Annotated in this window: 19 protein-coding genes and 2 pseudogenes; 13 read left to right on the forward strand and 8 right to left on the reverse strand. The window is 72.1% G+C overall.

Going from position 1 to position 19909, the window contains the following annotated elements:
• Positions 1–127: 127 nt before the first annotated feature.
• The 12 genes from AB0E62_RS09330 (at position 128) to AB0E62_RS09385 (ending at position 10226) form a co-directional block, all read left to right on the forward strand.
• Positions 128–700, forward strand: coding sequence for a GNAT family N-acetyltransferase (locus AB0E62_RS09330; protein WP_362190341.1), 573 nt, complete (start codon positions 128–130; stop codon positions 698–700).
• Between the two features lie 127 nt (positions 701–827).
• The gene (locus AB0E62_RS09335) at positions 828–911 is read left to right on the forward strand and encodes a putative leader peptide (protein WP_309500612.1); all 84 of its coding nucleotides are present in this window, start codon (positions 828–830) and stop codon (positions 909–911) included.
• Positions 912–1036: 125 nt separating this feature from the next.
• Positions 1037–2737, forward strand: coding sequence for a nitrite/sulfite reductase (locus AB0E62_RS09340; RefSeq protein WP_362190343.1), 1701 nt, complete (start codon positions 1037–1039; stop codon positions 2735–2737).
• On the forward strand, positions 2734–2916 hold the full coding sequence (locus AB0E62_RS09345) for a hypothetical protein (RefSeq protein WP_362190345.1): 183 nt from the start codon (positions 2734–2736) through the stop codon (positions 2914–2916). The genes AB0E62_RS09340 and AB0E62_RS09345 overlap by 4 nt, the downstream gene beginning before the upstream one ends.
• On the forward strand, positions 2913–3623 hold the full coding sequence (locus AB0E62_RS09350) for a phosphoadenylyl-sulfate reductase (RefSeq protein ID WP_362190347.1): 711 nt from the start codon (positions 2913–2915) through the stop codon (positions 3621–3623). The genes AB0E62_RS09345 and AB0E62_RS09350 overlap by 4 nt, the downstream gene beginning before the upstream one ends.
• 26 nt (positions 3624–3649) lie before the next feature.
• A complete protein-coding gene (gene cysC / locus AB0E62_RS09355) occupies positions 3650–4186 on the forward strand; it encodes an adenylyl-sulfate kinase (protein WP_362190349.1) in 537 nt (178 codons plus the stop codon).
• Complete coding sequence (gene cysD, locus AB0E62_RS09360; protein WP_362190351.1) at positions 4183–5118, forward strand: sulfate adenylyltransferase subunit CysD; 936 nt, start codon at positions 4183–4185, stop codon at positions 5116–5118. The genes cysC and cysD overlap by 4 nt, the downstream gene beginning before the upstream one ends.
• A gap of 2 nt (positions 5119–5120) precedes the next feature.
• Positions 5121–6452, forward strand: a complete 1332-nt coding sequence (locus AB0E62_RS09365) for a GTP-binding protein (RefSeq protein WP_362190353.1) — start codon at positions 5121–5123, stop codon at positions 6450–6452.
• A gap of 236 nt (positions 6453–6688) precedes the next feature.
• Positions 6689–7798 carry an aliphatic sulfonate ABC transporter substrate-binding protein gene (locus tag AB0E62_RS09370; RefSeq protein WP_362190355.1) on the forward strand — a complete coding sequence of 370 codons (1110 nt, stop codon included), beginning with the start codon at positions 6689–6691 and terminating at the stop codon, positions 7796–7798.
• A 36-nt stretch (positions 7799–7834) separates the two neighbouring features.
• Entirely contained in the window at positions 7835–8614 is a 780-nt protein-coding gene (locus tag AB0E62_RS09375) for an ABC transporter ATP-binding protein (protein ID WP_362190357.1), read from the forward strand.
• Entirely contained in the window at positions 8601–9479 is an 879-nt protein-coding gene (locus tag AB0E62_RS09380) for an ABC transporter permease (protein ID WP_362190359.1), read from the forward strand. Before AB0E62_RS09375 ends, AB0E62_RS09380 begins: the two co-directional genes overlap by 14 nt.
• 6 nt (positions 9480–9485) lie before the next feature.
• Positions 9486–10226, forward strand: a complete 741-nt coding sequence (locus AB0E62_RS09385; RefSeq protein ID WP_362190361.1) for a sirohydrochlorin chelatase — start codon at positions 9486–9488, stop codon at positions 10224–10226.
• Between the two features lie 72 nt (positions 10227–10298).
• Here the strand turns inward: AB0E62_RS09385 and AB0E62_RS09390 are convergent, their stop codons facing one another.
• From AB0E62_RS09390 to AB0E62_RS09410, 5 genes and pseudogenes are all read right to left on the reverse strand, one after another.
• On the reverse strand, positions 10299–10601 hold the full coding sequence (locus AB0E62_RS09390) for a hypothetical protein (protein ID WP_362190363.1): 303 nt from the start codon (positions 10599–10601) through the stop codon (positions 10299–10301).
• An 809-nt stretch (positions 10602–11410) separates the two neighbouring features.
• Positions 11411–12668, reverse strand: a pseudogene (gene mgt / locus AB0E62_RS09395) (macrolide-inactivating glycosyltransferase); the annotation flags it as partial.
• A 33-nt stretch (positions 12669–12701) separates the two neighbouring features.
• Positions 12702–13979, reverse strand: a complete 1278-nt coding sequence (locus AB0E62_RS09400) for an extracellular solute-binding protein (RefSeq protein ID WP_362190365.1) — start codon at positions 13977–13979, stop codon at positions 12702–12704.
• Entirely contained in the window at positions 13979–14830 is an 852-nt protein-coding gene (locus AB0E62_RS09405) for a carbohydrate ABC transporter permease (protein ID WP_362190367.1), read from the reverse strand. The genes AB0E62_RS09400 and AB0E62_RS09405 overlap by 1 nt, the downstream gene beginning before the upstream one ends.
• The gene (locus AB0E62_RS09410; RefSeq protein ID WP_362190369.1) at positions 14827–15777 is read right to left on the reverse strand and encodes a sugar ABC transporter permease; all 951 of its coding nucleotides are present in this window, start codon (positions 15775–15777) and stop codon (positions 14827–14829) included. Before AB0E62_RS09410 ends, AB0E62_RS09405 begins: the two co-directional genes overlap by 4 nt.
• Positions 15778–15895: 118 nt before the next feature.
• Here AB0E62_RS09410 and AB0E62_RS09415 point away from each other — a divergent pair, with 118 nt between their 5' ends.
• On the forward strand, positions 15896–16759 hold the full coding sequence (locus tag AB0E62_RS09415) for an aminoglycoside phosphotransferase family protein (RefSeq protein ID WP_362190371.1): 864 nt from the start codon (positions 15896–15898) through the stop codon (positions 16757–16759).
• 64 nt (positions 16760–16823) lie between these two features.
• Here AB0E62_RS09415 and AB0E62_RS09420 read toward each other — a convergent pair whose 3' ends face one another.
• The 3 genes and pseudogenes from AB0E62_RS09420 to AB0E62_RS09430 form a co-directional block, all read right to left on the reverse strand.
• The gene (locus AB0E62_RS09420) at positions 16824–17546 is read right to left on the reverse strand and encodes a 3'-5' exonuclease (protein WP_362190373.1); all 723 of its coding nucleotides are present in this window, start codon (positions 17544–17546) and stop codon (positions 16824–16826) included.
• Positions 17547–17646: 100 nt separating this feature from the next.
• Entirely contained in the window at positions 17647–18885 is a 1239-nt protein-coding gene (locus tag AB0E62_RS09425; RefSeq protein WP_362190375.1) for an SAV2148 family HEPN domain-containing protein, read from the reverse strand.
• A 113-nt stretch (positions 18886–18998) separates the two neighbouring features.
• Positions 18999–19891 (reverse strand): annotated as a pseudogene (locus AB0E62_RS09430) (copper amine oxidase); the annotation flags it as partial.
• Positions 19892–19909: the final 18 nt, after the last annotated feature.

A 19909-nucleotide genomic window follows, 5' to 3' on the forward strand; every position in this document is an offset into this window, starting at 1 on the left:
CGCCGGCACGGGTCGCCCTCTTCGAACCGCCGGCCGGTCCCGGCCCGCACCGGCCCGCCGGAGCCCCGGGTCCGGCCGCGTCGTCCCACGTCGACACAGCGGGGGGCGGGATGATTGCCTGGCCCGTATGAGCAGCGTTCCTGTCACCACGTGGTCCCTGGAGCAGACCTCCCCGGCCGACCTCCTGCCCGCCGCCGCACCCGACGGCGAGGTCCGGATCGTCCGCGCCGAGGTGCCCTCCCCCGAGTTCAGCCGGTTCCTGTACGCCTCGGTGGGCGGTGACATCCACTGGACGGACCGGCTGGGCTGGACGTACGCGCGCTGGCGGGAGTACCTGGAGCGGCCCGGCGTGGAGACCTGGGTGGCCTACGACCGGGGCACCCCGGCCGGTTATGCGGAACTGGAAGCGCAGGACGAAGGCACGGTCGAGATCGTGTACTTCGGACTGATCCCCGCCTTCCGCGGCCGGCGCATCGGCGGTCGCCTGCTGGCGTACGGCACGGCCCGCGCCTGGGACCTGGCCGAGCGGTGGCCTGGACGGACGCCGACGAAGCGGGTGTGGCTGCACACGTGCAGCAAGGACGGCGAGCACGCGATGGACAACTACCTGCGGCGGGGCTTCAAGCTGTTCGACACCAAGGTGGAACCGGAACCGGAGGCGGCCACCCCGGGGCCGTGGCCCGGCGCATACCCCGCCTGACCTGCCGGGACAAGCCTCCCGGCGGCACATGTGAGCGACACCACCCCCGTTTCACATTTCGGGACACCAATGTCCGCATGATGGACGAAGCTGGACTGTGTCCAGAGCGCCGTGACACGCTTCCGCCATGTCCGGAACTGGAATTGCCTTGGTGAGTCGGCGGCACGTCGACCTCGGCCGCATGTCCAGCGCCATCTGTCCGGCGGGCTGACGCCTCCCAGCGCCGCCGCACACCCCCGTCCCCTCCCTCCCGCGCAGGGACGCGCACGCCTGCCCGCGTGCGCGCGTCCGCGCAGGTCAGAGCTGTTATCCCTCGGTCCCGAAGGACGTAGAACCATGGCCGCCACCCCACCGAACCCCGCCGCCTCCGCGCCCCGCCGCAAGGTGAGCCGTCACCGCGGCGAGGGCCAGTGGGCCGCCGGCCATTTCACGCCGCTCAACGGCAACGAGCAGTTCAAGAAGGACGACGACGGTCTCAATGTGCGGACACGCATTGAGACGATCTACTCCAAGCGCGGTTTCGACTCCATCGATCCGAACGACCTGCGCGGCCGGATGCGCTGGTGGGGGCTGTACACCCAGCGCAAGCCCGGGATCGACGGCGGCAAGACCGCGATCCTGGAGCCCGAGGAACTGGACGACAGCTACTTCATGCTGCGCGTCCGCATCGACGGCGGGGCCCTGACCACAGGCCAGTTGCGGGTCATCGGCGAGATCTCGCAGGAGTTCGCGCGCGGCACGGCGGACATCACCGACCGGCAGAACGTCCAGTACCACTGGATCCGGATCGAGGACGTGCCCGAGATCTGGGACCGGCTGGAGAGCGTGGGCCTGTCCACGGTGACCGCCTGCGGTGACACCCCGCGTGTGATGATCGGCTCCCCGGTGGCGGGCATCGCCGAGGACGAGATCATCGACGCCACGCCGGCGCTGGAGGAGATGAAGCGCCGCGTCCTGAACAACCCGGCGTACTCGAACCTCCCCCGCAAGTTCAAGACGGCCATCTCGGGTTCGCCGCTGCTGGACGTGGTGCACGAGATCAACGACGTCGCGTTCGTCGGCGTGCGCCACCCCGAGCACGGGCCGGGCTTCGACGTGTGGGTGGGCGGCGGTCTGTCCACCAACCCCAAGCTCGGTGTGCGGCTGGGCGCCTGGGTGCCGATCGACGAGGTGCCGGACGTCTACGAGGGCGTCATCTCGATCTTCCGCGACTACGGCTACCGGCGGCTGCGCAACCGCGCCCGGCTGAAGTTCCTCGTCGCCGACTGGGGCGCGGAGAAGTTCCGGCAGGTGCTGGAGGACGAGTACCTGGGCGGGCGCAAGCTCATCGACGGGCCCGCGCCCGAGCAGCCCGTCCAGCAGTGGCGCGACCACATCGGTGTGCACCGGCAGAAGGACGGCCGGTTCTACGTCGGTTTCGCGCCGCGGGTCGGCCGGGTCGACGGGGCCACGCTGACCAAGGTCGCCGACCTCGCCGAGGCGCACGGCTCGGGACGGGTGCGCACCACCGTCGAGCAGAAGATGATCATCCTCGACGTCGAGCAGGACCGGGTCGACTCGCTGGTGGAGGGCCTGGAGGCGCTGGACCTCACCGCCCGGCCGTCCTCCTTCCGGCGCGGCACGATGGCCTGCACCGGCATCGAGTTCTGCAAGCTCGCCATCGTGGAGACCAAGCAGCGCGGCTCCCAGCTGATCGACGAACTGGAGCGCCGCCTGCCGGAGTTCGACGAGCCGATCACCATCAACCTCAACGGCTGCCCGAACGCCTGCGCCCGTATCCAGGTCGCGGACATCGGTCTCAAGGGCCAGCTGGTCCTGAACGACCGGGGCGAGCAGGTCGAGGGCTACCAGGTGCACCTGGGCGGCGCCCTCGGTCTGGAGGCGGGCTTCGGCCGCAAGGTGCGCGGTCTGAAGGTGACGTCGGAGGAACTGCCCGACTACATCGAGCGGGTGCTGAAGCGCTTCCAGGCGGAACGCGCGGACGGCGAGCGGTTCGCGGCGTGGGCGGCGCGCGCTTCCGAGGAGGCGCTGTCGTGAGCGAGCGGGCCGTGCCCTTCCACTGCCCCTACTGCGGCGACGAGGACCTGCGTCCGAGCGGCGAGGGTCACGGCGCCTGGGAATGCGGGGCGTGCAACCGCGCATTCCAGCTGAAGTTCCTCGGGCTGCTGGCCCGGGGCGTTCAGCGAGCCGACAACGGAGGGGACGAGCGGATATGACGACGACTCAGGACGAGCGGTCCGCCGAGGAGCTGAAGGCACTCGCCGAGCAGGCGGGCCGGGAGCTGGAGGACGCCTCCGCGCTGGAGATCCTCCAGTGGGCGGTGGACACCTTCGGCGACGGTTTCTGCGTCACCTCCTCCATGGAGGACGCCGTGGTCGCGCACCTCGCCTCGCGCGTGCGCAAGGGCGTGGACGTCGTCTTCCTGGACACCGGCTACCACTTCCCGGAGACCATCGGCACCCGGGACGCGGTGGAGGCCGTGATGGACGTCAACGTCATCACCCTCACCCCGCGCCAGACGGTCGCCGAACAGGACGCGGAGTACGGGCCGAGACTGCACGACCGCGACCCCGACCTGTGCTGCAAGCTGCGCAAGGTCAAGCCCCTCGAAGAGGGCCTGAGGAACTACCGCGCATGGGCGACGGGCCTGCGCCGCGACGAGTCCCCGACCCGGGCGAACACCCCCGTCGTCGGCTGGGACGAGAAGCGGCAGAAGGTCAAGGTCTCGCCGATCGCCCGCTGGACCCAGGACGACGTGGACGCGTACATCGCCGAACACGGCGTGCTGGCCAACCCGTTGCTGATGGACGGCTACGCCTCCATCGGCTGCGCCCCGTGCACCCGCAGGGTCCTGGAGGGCGAGGACGCGCGGGCCGGCCGCTGGGCCGGACGTGCCAAGACCGAATGCGGACTGCACGGATGACGAACGACTCGATTCAGGAGAACGACGTGACGACCGGAGCCACCGTCTGGCTCACGGGTCTGCCGAGCGCCGGCAAGACCACCATCGCGTACGAGCTGGCGGACCGGCTGCGTGCCGAGGGCCACCGCGTCGAGGTGCTCGACGGCGACGAGATCCGCGAGTTCATCTCGGCCGGCCTCGGCTTCTCCCGGGAGGACCGGCACACCAACGTCCAGCGCATCGGCTTCGTGGCCGAGCTGCTCGCCCGCAACGGCGTCAAGGCGCTGGTGCCGGTGATCGCGCCGTACGCGGACAGCCGGGAGGCGGTGCGCAAGCGGCACGCGGAGAACGGGACGCCGTATCTGGAGATCCATGTGGCGACCCCGGTCGAGGTGTGCAGCGTGCGCGATGTGAAGGGGCTGTACGCCAAGCAGGCCGCGGGCGAGCTGTCCGGGCTCACCGGGGTCGACGACCCGTACGAGGAGCCCGAGACGCCCGACCTGCGGATCGAGTCGCAGCACCAGACGGTCCAGGAGTCCGCGGCGTCGGTGTACGCGCTGCTCAGCGAGAGGGGACTGGCATGACCGAGGTCGCCAAGACGGACGGCGGCACGGAGAGCCCGTACGCCCTGTCGCACCTGGACGCGCTGGAGTCCGAGGCGGTGCACATCTTCCGCGAGGTCGCGGGCGAGTTCGAGAACCCGGTGATCCTGTTCTCCGGCGGCAAGGACTCCATCGTCATGCTGCACCTCGCGCTGAAGGCGTTCGCCCCCGCCGCGGTCCCCTTCTCCCTGCTGCATGTGGACACGGGACACAACTTCCCCGAAGTCCTCGAGTACCGGGACCGTGTGGCGGCCGCACATGGGCTGCGCCTCCATGTGGCCTCCGTCCAGGACTACATCGACCGCGGTGTGCTCAAGGAACGTCCCGACGGCACCCGCAACCCGCTCCAGACGCTGCCGCTGACCGAGAAGATCCAGAGCGAGCGGTTCGACGCCGTCTTCGGCGGCGGCCGGCGCGACGAGGAGAAGGCCCGCGCCAAGGAGCGCGTCTTCTCCCTGCGCGACGAGTTCTCCCAGTGGGACCCGCGCCGCCAGCGCCCCGAGCTGTGGAACCTGTACAACGGCCGGCACGCCCCCGGCGAGCACGTCCGGGTCTTCCCGCTGTCCAACTGGACCGAGCTGGACGTGTGGCAGTACATCGCCCGCGAGGACATCGAACTGCCGCAGATCTACTACGCGCACGAGCGCGAGGTGTTCCGGCGTTCCGGCATGTGGCTGACGGCCGGCGGGTGGGGCGGCCCGAAGGACGGGGAGACCGTCGAGAAGCGGCGGGTGCGCTACCGCACCGTCGGCGACATGTCCTGCACCGGCGCGGTCGACTCCGACGCCGACACCATCGAGAAGGTCATCGCCGAGATCGCGGCGTCCCGGCTGACCGAGCGCGGCGCGACCCGGGCCGACGACAAGCTGTCCGAGGCCGCGATGGAAGACCGCAAGCGCGAGGGGTACTTCTAGGCATGAGCACGACCACGACCGAGGCGCTCTCGGCCACCACCCTGCTGCGGTTCGCCACCGCCGGCTCCGTCGACGACGGCAAGTCCACCCTGGTCGGGCGGCTGCTGCACGACTCCAAGTCGGTCCTCGCGGACCAGCTGGAGGCCGTGGAGCGGGTCTCCGCGAGCCGCGGCCAGGACGGCCCGGACCTCGCCCTCCTCACGGACGGCCTGCGCGCCGAGCGGGAGCAGGGCATCACCATCGACGTCGCCTACCGCTACTTCGCCACGCCCCGGCGCCGGTTCATCCTCGCCGACACCCCCGGTCATGTGCAGTACACCCGCAACATGGTCACCGGCGCCTCCACCGCCGAGCTGACGGTCATCCTGGTCGACGCCCGCAACGGCGTGGTCGAGCAGACCCGCCGGCACGCGGCCATCGCCGCTCTGCTGCGCGTCCCGCACGTCGTGCTGGCCGTGAACAAGATGGACCTCGTCGGCTACGGGGAGCCGGTGTTCGCGCGGATCGCCGAGGAGTTCACGGCGTACGCGACCGAGCTGGGCGTCCCCGAGGTCACCGCGATCCCGATCTCGGCGCTGGCCGGGGACAACGTGGTCGAACCGAGCGCGAACATGGACTGGTACGGCGGTCCCACCGTGCTGGAGCACCTGGAGACCGTGCCGGTCAGCCACGACCTGGCGCACTGCCACGCGCGGCTGCCCGTGCAGTACGTGATCCGGCCGCAGACCGCCGAGCACCCGGACTACCGGGGCTACGCGGGCCAGATCGCGGCCGGCACCTTCCGGGTCGGCGAGGAGGTCACGGTGCTGCCCTCCGGGCGGGCCACCCGCATCGCCGGCATCGACCTGCTGGGCAGGCCGGTCGACGTGGCCTGGACGACGCAGTCGGTGACGGTGCTGCTCGAGGACGACATCGACGTGTCGCGCGGCGACCTGATCGTGCCGACGAAGGACGCCCCGGCCACCACGCAGGACGTGGAGGCGACCGTCTGCCATGTCGCCGACGCCCCGCTCACCGTGGGCCACCGGGTGCTGCTCAAGCACGGCACCCGCACGGTCAAGGCGATCGTGAAGGACATCCCGTCCCGGCTCACGCTCGACGATCTGTCCCTGCACCCGCACCCGGGCCGGCTCGTCGCCAACGACATCGGCCGGGTGAAGATCCGTACCGCCGAGCCGCTGCCGGTCGACGCCTACGCCGACTCGCGCCGCACCGGCTCGTTCATCCTGATCGACCCCGCCGACGGCACCACGCTGACCGCGGGCATGGTCGGCGAGTCGTTCGCCGCCCCGGAGCCGGTCAAGGACGAGGCCGACGAAGGCTGGGACTTCTGACATGAGGACACCCGACGTCTATTCGACGTTCGCGAAGGAGGGCGGCCGCGTCGGCAGCGGCGCCCTCGGCAGCGGGCAGGGCGGAGTGGCCCGATGTGTGCGCTGACGTACGCGCACCGCTCGCGCGCCCGCTCCCCCCACCCGGCGTCGTCCCGGAAGAGACGAAGACCCCTGCCGACCTCCCGGCCACGACCTGTCAGACCGTGACCGCCGGGCCAACGAGAGGAAACCCTCCCGTGCCTGCCATCAGCTCATCGCTCCTGCGCCGCGGCATAGCGGCCATCGCCGCTCTCCCCCTGTTCACGCTGGCCGCCTGCGGCTACGGCTCCGAGGCCAAGGACGACGGCGCCGCCAAGATCGCCGCCGGTGCCGAGAAGACCGACGGGCTCGACTCCGTCAAGATCGGGTACTTCGGCAACCTGACCCACGCCACCGCGCTGGTCGGCATGGAGAAGGGCTTCTTCCAGAAGGAGCTGGGCGCCACCACGGTCAAGCCCGCCATCTTCAACGCCGGTCCGTCCGAGATCGAGGCCCTCAACTCCGGTTCCATCGACATCGGCTGGATCGGCCCGTCCCCCGCCATCAACGGCTACACCAAGTCCCACGGCAAGAGCCTGAAGATCATCGGCGGTTCGGCCTCCGGCGGGGTGAAGCTGGTCGTCAACCCGGCGAAGATCAAGTCGCTGAAGGACGTCGAGGGCAAGAAGATCGCCACGCCCCAGCTCGGCAACACGCAGGACGTTGCGTTCCTCAACTGGGCCGCCGACCAGGGCTGGAAGGTCGACGCGCAGAGCGGCAAGGGTGACGTCACCGTCGTCCGCACGGACAACAAGATCACCCCGGACGCCTACAAGTCCGGTTCGGTCGACGGCGCCTGGGTGCCGGAGCCGACCGCGTCGAAGCTGGTCGCCGAGGGCGCCAAGGTGCTCCTGGACGAGTCGACGCTCTGGCCGGACAAGAAGTTCGTGATCACGAACATCATCGTGCGGCAGGACTTCCTGAAGGACCACCCCAAGGCGGTCGAGGCCGTCCTGAAGGCGTCGGTCGAGACCAACAAGTGGATCAACGCCCATCCGGACGAGGCGAAGGCCGCCGCGAACAAGCGGCTGGAGACGGACTCCGGCAAGGCGCTCGGGGCGAAGGTCCTCGACCCCGCCTGGAAGTCCATCCAGTTCACCGACGACCCGCTGGCCGCCACCCTCGACACCGAGGCCGAGCACGCGGTCAAGGCCGGCCTGCTGGAGAAGCCGGACCTCAAGGGGATCTACGACCTGACGCTCCTCAACAAGGTCCTCAAGGCCGAGGGCCGTCCCGCGGTCGACGCCGCCGGCCTCGGCACCAGCTGACGCCCCTGACCGACGCGTCCCCAGGAGGTGACGACCATGGCCACGACCCTCGCCAAGGCCGACGAGAGCGTCGAGTTCGCGGCACGCCTTGAGCACGTCTCGAAGTCCTTCGCGACCCCGGGCGGGCAGCAGCTCGTCCTGGACGACATCAGCATCGATGTCGCGCCGGGTGAGTTCGTCACCCTCCTGGGGGCCTCGGGCTGCGGCAAGTCCACACTGCTGAACCTGGTGGCGGGGCTGGACCGGCCGAGCGCCGGCTCCATCACCACGGACGGCCGTCCGGCCCTGATGTTCCAGGAACACGCCCTGTTCCCGTGGCTGACCGCGGGCAAGAACATCGAACTCGCCCTCAAGCTGCGGGGCGTGCCCAAGTCCGAGCGGCGCGGCAAGGCCGAGGAACTGCTCGAACTGGTGCGGCTCACGGGCGCGCACGGCAAGCGGGTGCACGAGCTGTCCGGCGGTATGCGCCAGCGGGTGGCTATGGCCCGCGCGCTGGCGCAGGAGAGCAACATGCTGCTGATGGACGAGCCGTTCGCCGCGCTCGACGCCATCACACGGGACGTGCTGCACGACGAGCTGACCCGTATCTGGGCGGAGACCGGGCTGTCGGTCCTGTTCGTCACCCACAACGTGCGCGAGGCGGTGCGGCTCGCGCAGCGGGTGGTCCTGCTGTCCTCCCGCCCGGGCCGGATCGCGCGCGAGTGGCGCGTGGACCTCCCGCAGCCGCGCCGCATCGAGGACGCGCCCGTGGCCGAACTGTCCCTCGAGATAACCGACGTACTGCGTGGGGAGATCCGCCGCCATGGCCAGCACTGAGACGACACCGGTCCAGGACGCCGGGAGCGTCGAGGCCGGCCTGGACGCGCTGGAGACCACGGCCACCGGCCGCCCGCCGCTGCGCGACACCCTCGTCAACAAGATCCTGCCGCCGGTCGTCGCGATCGCCGTGGTCCTCGTGGTCTGGTACATCCTGTACCCGGTCGTCGACGACCCGACGAAGCTGCCCTCGCCGGGCGCGGTGGGCAGCGCGTTCCGGGACGCCTGGCTGCGGGGCGATCTGCTCGGCTACATCTGGACCAGTGTCTCGCGCGGTCTGCTGGGCTTCGCGTTCGCGCTGGTCATCGGCACCCCGCTGGGTCTGCTGGTGGCCCGGGTGAAGTTCGTGCGCGCGGCCATCGGCCCGATCCTGTCCGGGCTCCAGTCGCTGCCGTCGGTGGCGTGGGTGCCGCCGGCGGTGATCTGGCTGGGCCTGAACAACTCGATGATGTACGCGGTGATCCTGCTCGGTGCCGTGCCCTCCATCGCCAACGGTCTGGTGTCCGGCGTCGACCAGGTGCCGCCGCTGTTCCTGCGCGCGGGCCGCACGATGGGCGCCACGGGTGCGAAGGGCGTCTGGTACGTCACCCTGCCGGCCTCGCTGCCCGGCTATGTGGCGGGCCTGAAGCAGGGCTGGGCGTTCTCCTGGCGTTCGCTGATGGCCGCGGAGATCATCGCCCAGTTCCCCGATCTCGGCGTGGGCCTCGGCCAGTTGCTGGAGAACGGGCGCACCGCCAGTGACATGGCGATGGTGTTCGAGGCGATCCTGCTCATCCTGTTCGTCGGCATCGCCATCGACCTGCTGATCTTCAGTCCGCTGGAGCGGTGGGTGCTGCGCAGCCGCGGCTTGCTGGTGAAGAGCTGACGTCCCGTGCGTACCAGGCCCGTTCTTCTCGTCATCGCCCACGGCAGCCGTGACCCGCGGCACGCGGCGACCGTGCACGCCCTCGTGGAGCGGGTGCGGTCGCTGCGGCCCGGGCTGCGCGTGGAGACGGGCTTCCTGGACTTCAACGTCCCGTCGGTGCACGGGGTGCTGGAGTCGCTGGCGGCGGAGGGCGTCCGGGACGTCGTCGCCCTGCCGCTGCTGCTGACCCGCGCGTTCCACGCCAAGTCCGACATCCCGGCCGTGCTGCGGGACGCCCCGGCGCGGCTGCGGATCCGGCAGGCGGACGTGCTCGGTCCGTCGCCGCTGCTGCTGTCCGCGCTGGAACGGCGGCTGTACGAGGCGGGGCTGACGCCCGCCGACAAGTCCTCGACCGGGGTCGTGCTGGCCTCGGCGGGGTCGTCCGACCCGGAGGCGATCGCAGTGATCGCAGACATCGCGCGGGAGTGGCGGGGCACCGGTTGGTGCGCCGTGCGGCCTGCGTTCGCCTCCGCATCCCTGCCCCGCACCGAGGACGCGGTGCGGGAACTGCGGCAGCTCGGCTGCGAACGGGTCGCCGTGGCCCCGTACGTCCTGGCCCCCGGCTTCCTGCCGGACCGGATCGCGCGCGGCGCGGCGGAGGCGGACGTACGGGGCGAGGTGCTGGGCGCGGCACCGGAGGTGGCCCGCGTCCTGCTGGAGCGCTACGACCGGGCCCGGCGGCCGACTCTGACGGCGCTCGGCGCGTGACCTCCGGACCGGCTGTCACCGCCTCGCCCGGCCGCGCACCGGCCGGCGCCGTGGTTCGCCGGCCGTGGGCGGTCAGAGGTCGAGGGCGTGCAGGAGGTGCCGGGTGTAGTCGAGGCTGGCGGTGCCGGCCGAGGCCGCGATGGCGATCGTCTCCAGCGCGGAGCGGATCCGGCCCCGGTTGGGCGGCAGTCCGTCCTCGGCGGACTGCGCCAACTGCTCCTGGATGGTCTCGCCGCTGTTCACCAGCCCGGGGTACTCGGCGCGCAGCGCCTCGGTGAGCCGGTCGGCGGCCTCCATCAGGGTCTCCAGGTCCGGGGTGGTGCGGTCGCCGAAGCGGGCCGCGCCGTTGACGTGTCCGAAGTTGTAGCTGCTCATGTCCTGTCCTCGCTCGCGGAGAATGCCGAGGCCGGCGGGCGCCGTGAACGTTGGCGTGATCTCGCCGGTGCGGTGCGGCCCGGACCGCGGAGTCCGGCAGCGGATGCCGCCCGGGCGGGGCCACGGGCCCGCGAGGGCCGGAAATCGCCACCCGTCCGAGTGAGCGGTGTCCGTTGACCGTCCCCCGCCGGAACCGGTGCGGAAGGGAGCGTGCGGCGGGCGCCGGCGGGCATACGGCCGTCCTGCGCGGCGGAGTCGCCCGCCAGGAGCGCGTGGGTGTCCGGGCGCCGGGTGACGGCGTGCTCACGGTGGCGTGGCGACGCCGATGGTGGTCTGTCCCGCACCCTCATCCGCCCCTTCCGGCCTTCGGTGGGCTTCACCCTAGGAACAGCCTGACGGGTTTGTCGCGCGCTTCGGTGAGCCGGACCACCGGGGGGCGGGTATGTGGTATCGGCGGCCGCGGTCCGGCGCTCCCCTGTGCCGTCGGACCGCGGCGGCGTCTGGTTCTGCGTCGGTCGTGGCCCGGATGTCACTGACGGGGTACGGCGACGGACGACTTTCGGCCAACTGTCCGCCGGCCGCTGTGCGGGACGCAGGGGCGGGCGCACGCGTACGGCCGCCGTGCCCCGTGAGGGCGGGCACGGCGGCCGGTGCCCGCGCCCAGGCGGGCTGCGCGAAACTCCGGCCGATGGGCGGGGCCCGGATCAACCTCTTCCCGCGGCTGTGACTTGTTCAACAAGGTGGCGTCATCACCAGGCGCGTCTCCACTGGCCGGGACGGACATCGGCCCGTGGGCCGCCCGGCGGGTCCTACGGCTCGCGGTGGCCGGGCAGTTCGGCCTCGATGAGGTCGGCGGCCCGCCGGGTGCCGCCCTCCTGGGCCATCTCCGCCTGGATCTCCTTGAGCCGGCGCGCGACCCCGGGGTCGTCCACCAGGGCGAGGGCGGCATCGCGGAGGCGGTCGGCGGTGGCCTCCTCGGTCGCCAGTTTCCGGGCAACGCCGAGCCCCTGGAGCATGTCAGCGTTGCCGAACTGGTCGACGGCCTGCGGTACGGCGATCATGGGCGTCGCGGTGGCCAGGCCCTCCTGGCTGCCGCCGGCGCCCGCGTGGGTGACGAACAGGTCGGCCTGGCGCAGGATCGCGAGCTGCGGCACCCAGTCGTGCACCTCCACGTTGTCCGGCAGCTCGCCCAGTTCGGCGCGGGTCACCTGCCGGCCGACCTGGAGGACGAGGTGCCAGCCGGGCAGGTCGCCGAAGGCACGCACGCACTCCCGGTAGAAGGCGGGCTGCTTGGTGAAGGCCGAGCCGAGCGACACCAGCACGACCTTCTCCGCGCCGGCGGGCCGCTGCCAGTCGCCTTCTTCGGCCCGCTCGCCCTGGCAGGCGCCGACGAAGGTGTACACGCGTTCGTCCACCCGGTCGGCGTGCGGCTGGAGCGCCTTCGGGATGAGGACCAGGGAGCGTGGCGGGCGGCCGGTGAAGGGGTCCGGGTGCTCGGTGATGCCGTTCTCCGCCAGCCAGGCCTCGAACCGGGCGTAGTAGGCCTGTCCGCGCTCGGTCTGCCGGGGCTCGCGCCACATCGGCTCGGCGACCTCCTCCTCGTAGCCCTCCCAGGCGACGAGGTTCGGGGAGAGGGAGATCGCCGGGACGCCCCAGCGGTGGGCGAGGACTCGGGCCGGGTAGGAGGTGATGTCATGCAGGACGAGGTCGGGCGTGTCGCCGGCGTAGGCCTCGGCGAGCTGCGGGAGCGCCTGGATCGCGTCGTTCAGGAACGGCTCGACGTTGTCCAGCAGGGTGCTGCCCCACGCCTCCGGGTCGGCGTCGGGGCCGGGCAGGGTGGAGTGGTACAGGACGGGCCGGGCGCCGGTGGCGGCCACCTTGTCGGCGAAGACCGGCGGGATGGCGTACGTGACCCGGTGACCACGGGCGACGAGTTCACGGATCACCTCCAGGCTGGGGTTCACATGGCCGTGGGCGGCGATGGAGAACATGGCGATGTGGGCGGGGGCGGTGTGCGCGGTCATGACGACGACCCTATGCGAGACGATACGTCTCGTCTAACGCTTTTGCCGTACGTGCGGTACGACCGGAGCCGGACGGTCAGCGCTGGTAGCGGGCCAGGACCAGGTTTCCGTCCCGCTCCAGGCGGTGGCGCAGCTCGGCGAGGGTGATGGCGCCGCTGTAGTACTCCTGGTAGGCGGGGGTGGCGACCTTGTCCTTCCATTCCGGGTAGCCGCGCACGGACTGGGCGGGCGCCGGGCGGAGGTGGGCCGCGAGGGCGGTGCCGGTGGCCCAGCCGTGCTCGGCGGTGTGCAGGGCCGGGTCCTTCAGGGCCCGGGTGCCGGTGGGCAGCATCCAGTCGCCGAGGGCGAGACGGACCATGTTCGCGGGCCGCAGCAGGAAGTCGATGAAGGCGACGGCCTCCTTCTTGTGCGGGCAGTCGGCGGCGACGGACAGCGTCTGCGGGCTGACGCCCTGGGTGAGCCCGTCGGCGCCGGCCGGGGCGGGCAGCACCTGCCAGTGGAAGTCCTCGGGGGCCTGTCGCACGATCTGCTGGCGGTAGGAGAAGCCCAGCGGGACCAGCGCGTACCGGCCGCCGAAGAGGCCGGGCAGGGTGTCCGAGCCGCCGCTGCCGAGCGTCGAGGCGGGGGCGCTGCGGTCGACGGCGATCTGGTCGTGGACGGTGCGCGCCACCACCGCGTCCCCGGCCTCGAAGCGGACGGTGACCTTGCCGTCCGCGCCCCGGTGGAAGAGTCGGCCGCCCGCCGACAGGGACAGGTTGAGCGTGGCGGACACGGGCTCCCGCAGCGGCCAGGCCACGCCGTACCGCCCGGGCCCGCCGAGCTTCTTGGCGACCTGCCGGAACTCCGGCCAGCTCCAGGGGTCTTCGGGCGTCGGTATGCGCACCTCGGCCGCGCGCAGCCGGTCGGCGTCGGCGATCAGCACCCGGGGCTCCTGGAGGAACGGCACGCCGTAGACGCCGCGGCCGAAGGTGGCCGACCGCCAGGTGTCGCGCGGGATGTCGGAGGCGAGCCGGGCGGGCAGCAGGCCGGTCAGGTCGGCGAGGTAGCCGCCGTAGGCGAAGTCGGCGAGGTCGTCGGAGGCGTCGTGGATGACGTCCGGGGCCTCGCCGCCCTCGAACGAGGTCAGCAGCTGGTCGTGCACGCCGTCCCAACTGCCCTGGACGTACTCGACCCTGACGTCCGGGTGAGTGGCGTTCCACTCCTCCACCAGGTGCCTGGTGACGGCGACGGACTCCGGCTGCCAGGCCAGGGACTGGAAGCGCAGGGTGACCGGGCCGCCGTCCGCGGGGCCGGCCGAGCAGCCCGCGAGGAGGAGCAGGAGCGCGGCGAGTGCCAGGGTGATCCGGGTGCGCATCAGCTCTTCACCGCCCCGGCGAGCAGGCCGCTGGTGATCCGTCGCTGGACCAGTGCGAAGAAGGCCAGGGAGGGCAGGGTGGCCAGGAACGCGGCGGCGGCCAGCGGGCCGAGGTCGGCCACGCCCTCCGCGCCGATGAAGTGGGTGAGGACGACCGGGAGGGTCTGCCGCCGCGGGCTCTTGAGCAGCACGAGCGCGAAGAAGAACTCGTTCCAGGCGGTGACGAACGCGAACAGGGCCGTCGCCGCGATGCCCGGCGCGAGCAGGGGCGCCGTCACCGACGTCAGCGTTCTCAGCCGTCCGGCCCCGTCGACGGCCGCCGCCTCCTCCAGTTCGGCGGGGACCGCGCGGACGTGCCCGGCGAGCATCCACAGCGCGAACGGCAGCGACCACACCACGTACACCAGCACCAGCCCGGTCAGGGAGTCGATCAGCCGCAGCCGCTTCAGCACCAGGAACAGCGGGATGATCAGCAGCACGAAGGGGAACGCCTGACTGACCACCACCCAGCCCGTGGCGGCGCGGGCCGCCCGGGTGCGGCGCCGGGCCATGACGTAGGCCATCGGGGTGGCGATCAGGACGGCGACGACGGCGGTGGCGAGCCCCACCAACAGGGAGTTGAGCGCGGCGTGCGCCAGCGGCTGCTCGGCGAAGGCCTGCCGGACGTTGGCCAGGGTGGGGTGGCGCGGGATCCAGGTGGGGTGCAGGGCGCCCAGTTCGCGCGGGGACTTGAGCGCGGTGGACAGCAGCCACAGCAGCGGGAAGGCGAGGAACAGCAGATAGGCGAGCAGCGCCGTGTACTGGCCGGCGCGGGCGGCGCGGCGGGTCCTCGGGGTGCGTGTGGTCCTCATGCGTCCTCACCGCCGCGCAGCCGGCCGGCCAGGAACACCGCGAGCAGGACGGAGACCACGGCGACGAGCACACAGCCCATGGCCGCCGCGTAGCCGAACTGGCCGTACCGGAAGGCCTCCTCGTAGGCGAAGAGCATGGGCAGCCGGGTCTTGCCGCCGGGTCCGCCGTTGGTGAGGACGTAGACCAGGGCGAAGGAGTTGAGGTTCCAGATCAGATTGAGCGCGGTGACGGCGAGGGCCACGGGTCTGAGCGCGGGCCAGGTGACCGTGCGGAAGCGGCGCCAGGCGCCCGCGCCGTCGACCGCCGCCGCCTCGTGGAGTTCGCGGGGCACGTTCTGCAGTCCGGCGAGCAGGGCGACCGTGGTCTGCGGCAGGCCCGCCCAGACGCCGACGACGATGACCGCGGGCAGCGCGGTGGCCAGGCCGCTCAGCCAGTCCCGGCCGCCCCCGAGGCCGAGGTCGCGCAGGGTCTCGTTGAGGACGCCCGCGTCCGGGTTGTAGACGAGCCGCCACATGATGCCGACGACGACCTCGGGCATCGCCCACGGCACGATGGCGAGGGCGCGGGCCAGGCCGCGCAGCCGTAAGTCCTGGTTCAGCAGCAGGGCCAGGCCGAGCGCCAGCAGGAACTGGGGCACCGTCACTCCGGCCGCCCAGACCAGGCCGATGCGGAACGACTCCCAGAACAGGGTGTCGTGCAGCAGGTCACGGAAGTTGAGGGCGCCGATCCAGCGGGTGGCGGCCGTCCGGCCGGACTGGGCGTCGGTGAAGGCCAGCAGGATGCCGTAGAGCAGCGGGCCGACGCTGAGCAGCAGGATCGGGAGGAGGGCGGGCAGGACGAGGAACCAGGCGCCGCGGTCGGCGGTCCGGCCTCCGGCGCGGGCATGCGCTTCGGCCACCTCTGTCACGGAATCAGCCCCTTTGCCTGCTCCGGTTGGCGTGTTCATGGTCGTCAAGGCCCGGTACCCCGTCAAGGGCCCGTGCACCGCCGCCGACCTGTACGGATGCGAGACTGGCCGGGTACGGGACGGACACGGCACGGGAAGACGGCACGGAGGCGGGACGATGGACGAGGCACGCGCGCGGGACGTACTGGCCGCGGCGGGGGTGCTGCCGGGACCGGCCCGGGACGCGCGGCTGATGGCCCTCGGCGAGAACGCGGTGTTCGCCGCCGGCGATCTCGTGGTGAAGGTCGGCCGGGACGCCGAGCTGCTGCCGCGGGCCGAACGCGAACTGGCCGTCGCCGCGTGGCTGGCCGAGGCCGGCGTGCCCGCCGTGCGGGCGGCCGAGGTGAAGCCGCTGCTGGTGGACGGCCACCCGGTGACCGTGTGGCACCGGCTGCCGGACGCCGTACGGCCGGCCGAACCGCGGGACCTCGCCGCACTGCTGCGCATCGTGCACGCTCTCCCCTCTCCCTCGTTCGCGTTGCCGCCCCGCGATCTGCTGGGCGGTGTGGAGCGCTGGCTGCGGCTGGCGGGCGACGCGGTCGACCCGGAGGACGCGGCCTATCTCCGGGCGCGCCGCGACGGCTACGCGGCGCGGGCGGCGGCACTGACGCCCCATCTGCCGCCGGGGCCGGTCCACGGCGACGCGCTGCCCCGCAATGTGCACGTCGGCCCGGACGGACCGGTCCTGGTCGACCTGGAGACCTTCTCCGCCGACCTGCGCGAGCACGACCTGGTGGTCATGGCCCTCTCCCGCGACCGGTACGGGCTGCCCGCCGGGGCGTACGACTCGTTCACCGGCACGTACGGCTGGGACGTGCGCGAGTGGGACGGCTGCGCGGTGCTGCGCGGCGCCCGGGAGACGGCCAGCTGCGCGTGGGTGGCCCAGCACGCCCCGTCCAACCCGAAGGCACTGGCCGAGTTCCGGCGCCGGGTGGCGTCCCTGCGGGACGGGGACGAGACGGTGCGGTGGTATCCGTTCTGACGGAGCCTCGCCCCTGAGCCGCGCGGGGCGCCGGGGCGCCGGGGCGCGCCCACGGACGACATCATTACGCGGGCTGGTCCTCGGTCAGCTCGCGGAGCGGCCACGCGCCGTCCACCACCGCGTCCGTCTCTCCCCTGCGCCGCAGGAACGCCTGGAAGTCCGCCGCCCATTCCGCGTACCACCGGATCTGGCACCGGTGCAGTTCCGCGGGGCCGAGGGCCGCGATCTTCGGATGACGGTCGGCTATCGCGGAGGCGAGGCGCGCCGCGGCGAGGGCGTCGGCGGTGGCGTCGTGGGCCGCGCCGAGGACTATGCCGTACTCGGCGCAGACCGCTTCCAGGTTCCGCTTGCCCCGGCGGTAGCGGTCGGCCCAGCGGTCGATGGTGTACGGGTCGACGACCGGGGCGGGTGCGGTGCCCAGCCGGTCGGTCAGGGACGGCAGGCCGTACCGGCGCAGCTCGGCGGAGAGCAGGGTGAGGTCGAAGGCCGCGTTGTAGGCGACGACCGGGACGCCCGTCTTCCAGTACGAGACCAGGACGTCGGCGATGGCGTCCGCCACCTGGTCGGCCGGACCGCCCTCGGCCGCCGCGCGCGCGGTGCTGATGCCGTGGACCGCGACCGCGTCGGCCGGGATCTCCACGCCCGGATCGGCCAGCCACTCCCTGCGGCCCATGGGCTCACCGGCCCTGACCTCGATCACGGCGCCCGTGACGATGCGCGCCTCGCGCGGATCGGTCCCGGTCGTCTCCAGGTCGAAGCCGATCAGCAGCTCCTGGTGCCAGCCCATGGGCGGCCCCCCTTCTCGGTGGTGCTTTCCCCCAGTGCCTCCACCATCGCACGCGCCACTGACAATCCACCGGCGGCCTTGCGCACCCGGCTCCGACGGGTCAGGACACCGGGCGCGAATCCGCCCAAGTCAGCTCGAATTCCTCGCGGTATGTCGGGAAAAGACCGGATTCTCCGGCCTCGTCGGCGGTGACCAGCCGGCTGCCGTTGCGCAGCACCAGCACCGGCGACTCCATCCCGCGCGCCCCGCGCAGATAGGACTGCACCACGGCGACGCCGTCCGCGCCGTCGCCGTCCACCAGGTAGGCGGTGAAGCGGGGGGTCTCGTCGTACACCTGGATCTCGAACGCGCCCGGGTCGCGCAGCCGGGACCGCACCCGGCGCATGTGCAGGATGTTCATCTCCACCGAGCGGCTCAGTTCGCCCCGTTTCATCCCCAGTTCCCGTTCGCGGCGCTTGACCGAGCTGGAGGCCGGGTTGAGGAAGAGCAGCCGCACCCGGCAGCCGGACTCGGCGAGCCGGACCAGGCGGCGCCCGGAGAAGTTCTGCACCAGCAGGTTGAGGCCGATGCCGATGGCGTCGAGCCGGCGGGCGCCGTCGAAGATGTCCTCGGCCGGGAACTGGCGCAGCAGCCGCACCCGGTCGGGATGGACCGCGACGACGTCCGCGTACCGGTCGCCGACCAGGTCCTCGACCGCGTCCACGGGCAGTCGGCGCGCGGAGGGCACGTCCCCGCCCGCGCCGAGCATCTCCAGCAGCCGGGCCGAGGCCCGCTCGGCCTGGCCGAGCACCGCCTCGGACAGCGCCCGGTTCCGGGAGACGACGTTACGGGTCACCTCCAGCTCGTCCAGCGCGAGTTCGAGGTCCCGGCGCTCGTCGAAGTACGGCTCGAAGCACGGCCAGTGCTGCACCACCAGCTCGCGCAGCTGGGGCAGGGTGAGGAAGCTGAGCACGTTGTCGTCGGCCGGGTCGAGCAGGTAGCCCTTGCGGCGGCTGACCTCGCGCACGGCGACCGCGCGCTGCACCCACTCCTGTCCGGCCGGTCCGGCCGCGGCCACCACCCACTCGTCGCCGTGCACGGGTTCGTAGACGGGACGCAGCACGGCGGCCACGACCGCGCGCAGCCGCTGCTCCACGAGGTTCAGCCAGATGTAGGCCCGGCCGGCCCGCTGGGCGCGGGTGCGCACCTCGCGCCAGGCGTCGGCGTCCCAGTCCAGCTCCGGTCCGATGGACCCCCCGTCCATCGGCCGGGCCAGGGACACCGCGCCGGGCGGGACGTCTGTGGAGTTCCCCTCGTGACCCTCGTCACCAGGAGGCAGCTCCAACCCTCCCGAGCCCACCCGTGCACCGCCTTCCGCTCCCGCGCCTTCCCGTCTCAACGATCAAGGAAGCCTACTCCGCGAGCGGTGGGCGGTGCAGCCGGATCGACAGGTCGGTTTCCCGGCCGCCCGGCTCAACTACGCGGTTGCCAGTGGCCGTTCTGCCATGCGAGTTCCTGGGGAGTGAGCGGATTCATAGCCGTGACGTCCCGGGGGGTGAGGGAGAAGCCCTGCCAGCGCACGGCCATGGGCTGCTGGTCCTCGTCCCGGGCGATGTGGTGGAAGCCGACGTTCACCCAGACCACGGGGTGGGTGAGGGGCCGCCCGTTCACCCACGTGTCGACGGAGCCCGGATGGCCGGACGCGCACGTGGGGTTGTCGTTGGCGAACAGCTCGCACTTGTCGTACTGGGTGACGTACAGGTCGTGCCGGGTGAAGGGGCGGCCCGGGTACTTGGCGGTGGGCCCGGGGACCAGTTCGTACGAACGGGGGTGCCCGTCCTTGTTCCTGCCGGTCGCGCTGACCGTCCGCCACCAGCGGCAGGGCTTGCAGTCGCCCGCGAACTCCTTGGCGGCCCTGGTGCGGGTGGTCCTGGCGGTCGGGCCCTCCCCGCGGCCGGAGGGCGCGCTGACCGTGGAGTCGTACTGCTCGACCTTGCGCACCCCGAGCCGACCGAGGCCGCGAGCGGCGCTCGTCATGGCCGCCGGGGCGCATCCTGGGCGTTGCGGTCCTCCCAGGAGAGGCTGCCGGTGGCGCCGGCGTTCATGGTGACCGTGCCGTCGTCCTGGAAGCGCCACTCGGTGATGTACTCGTACCAGCCGACCTGGTTGACCGCGTACACGAGCAGGATCCGGTAGGCATGACCACACGAACGGGTGGTCACGCACAGACCATTGACGTTCGGGTGGCGCGGGTCGCCGTCCGGGACCTCGCCGGTCTCGATGGTGCCGCCGGGGCACTCGGCCGGTGCCAGCGTCACCAGTTCCTGGGCGAAGTCCTGGCCGGTCAGGTCGTAGTGCTCGTGCTTCCGCCGCCCCGAGGGCCG

It is taken from the genome of Streptomyces sp. NPDC038707, assembly GCF_040636485.1.
GTDB lineage: Bacteria > Actinomycetota > Actinomycetes > Streptomycetales > Streptomycetaceae > Streptomyces.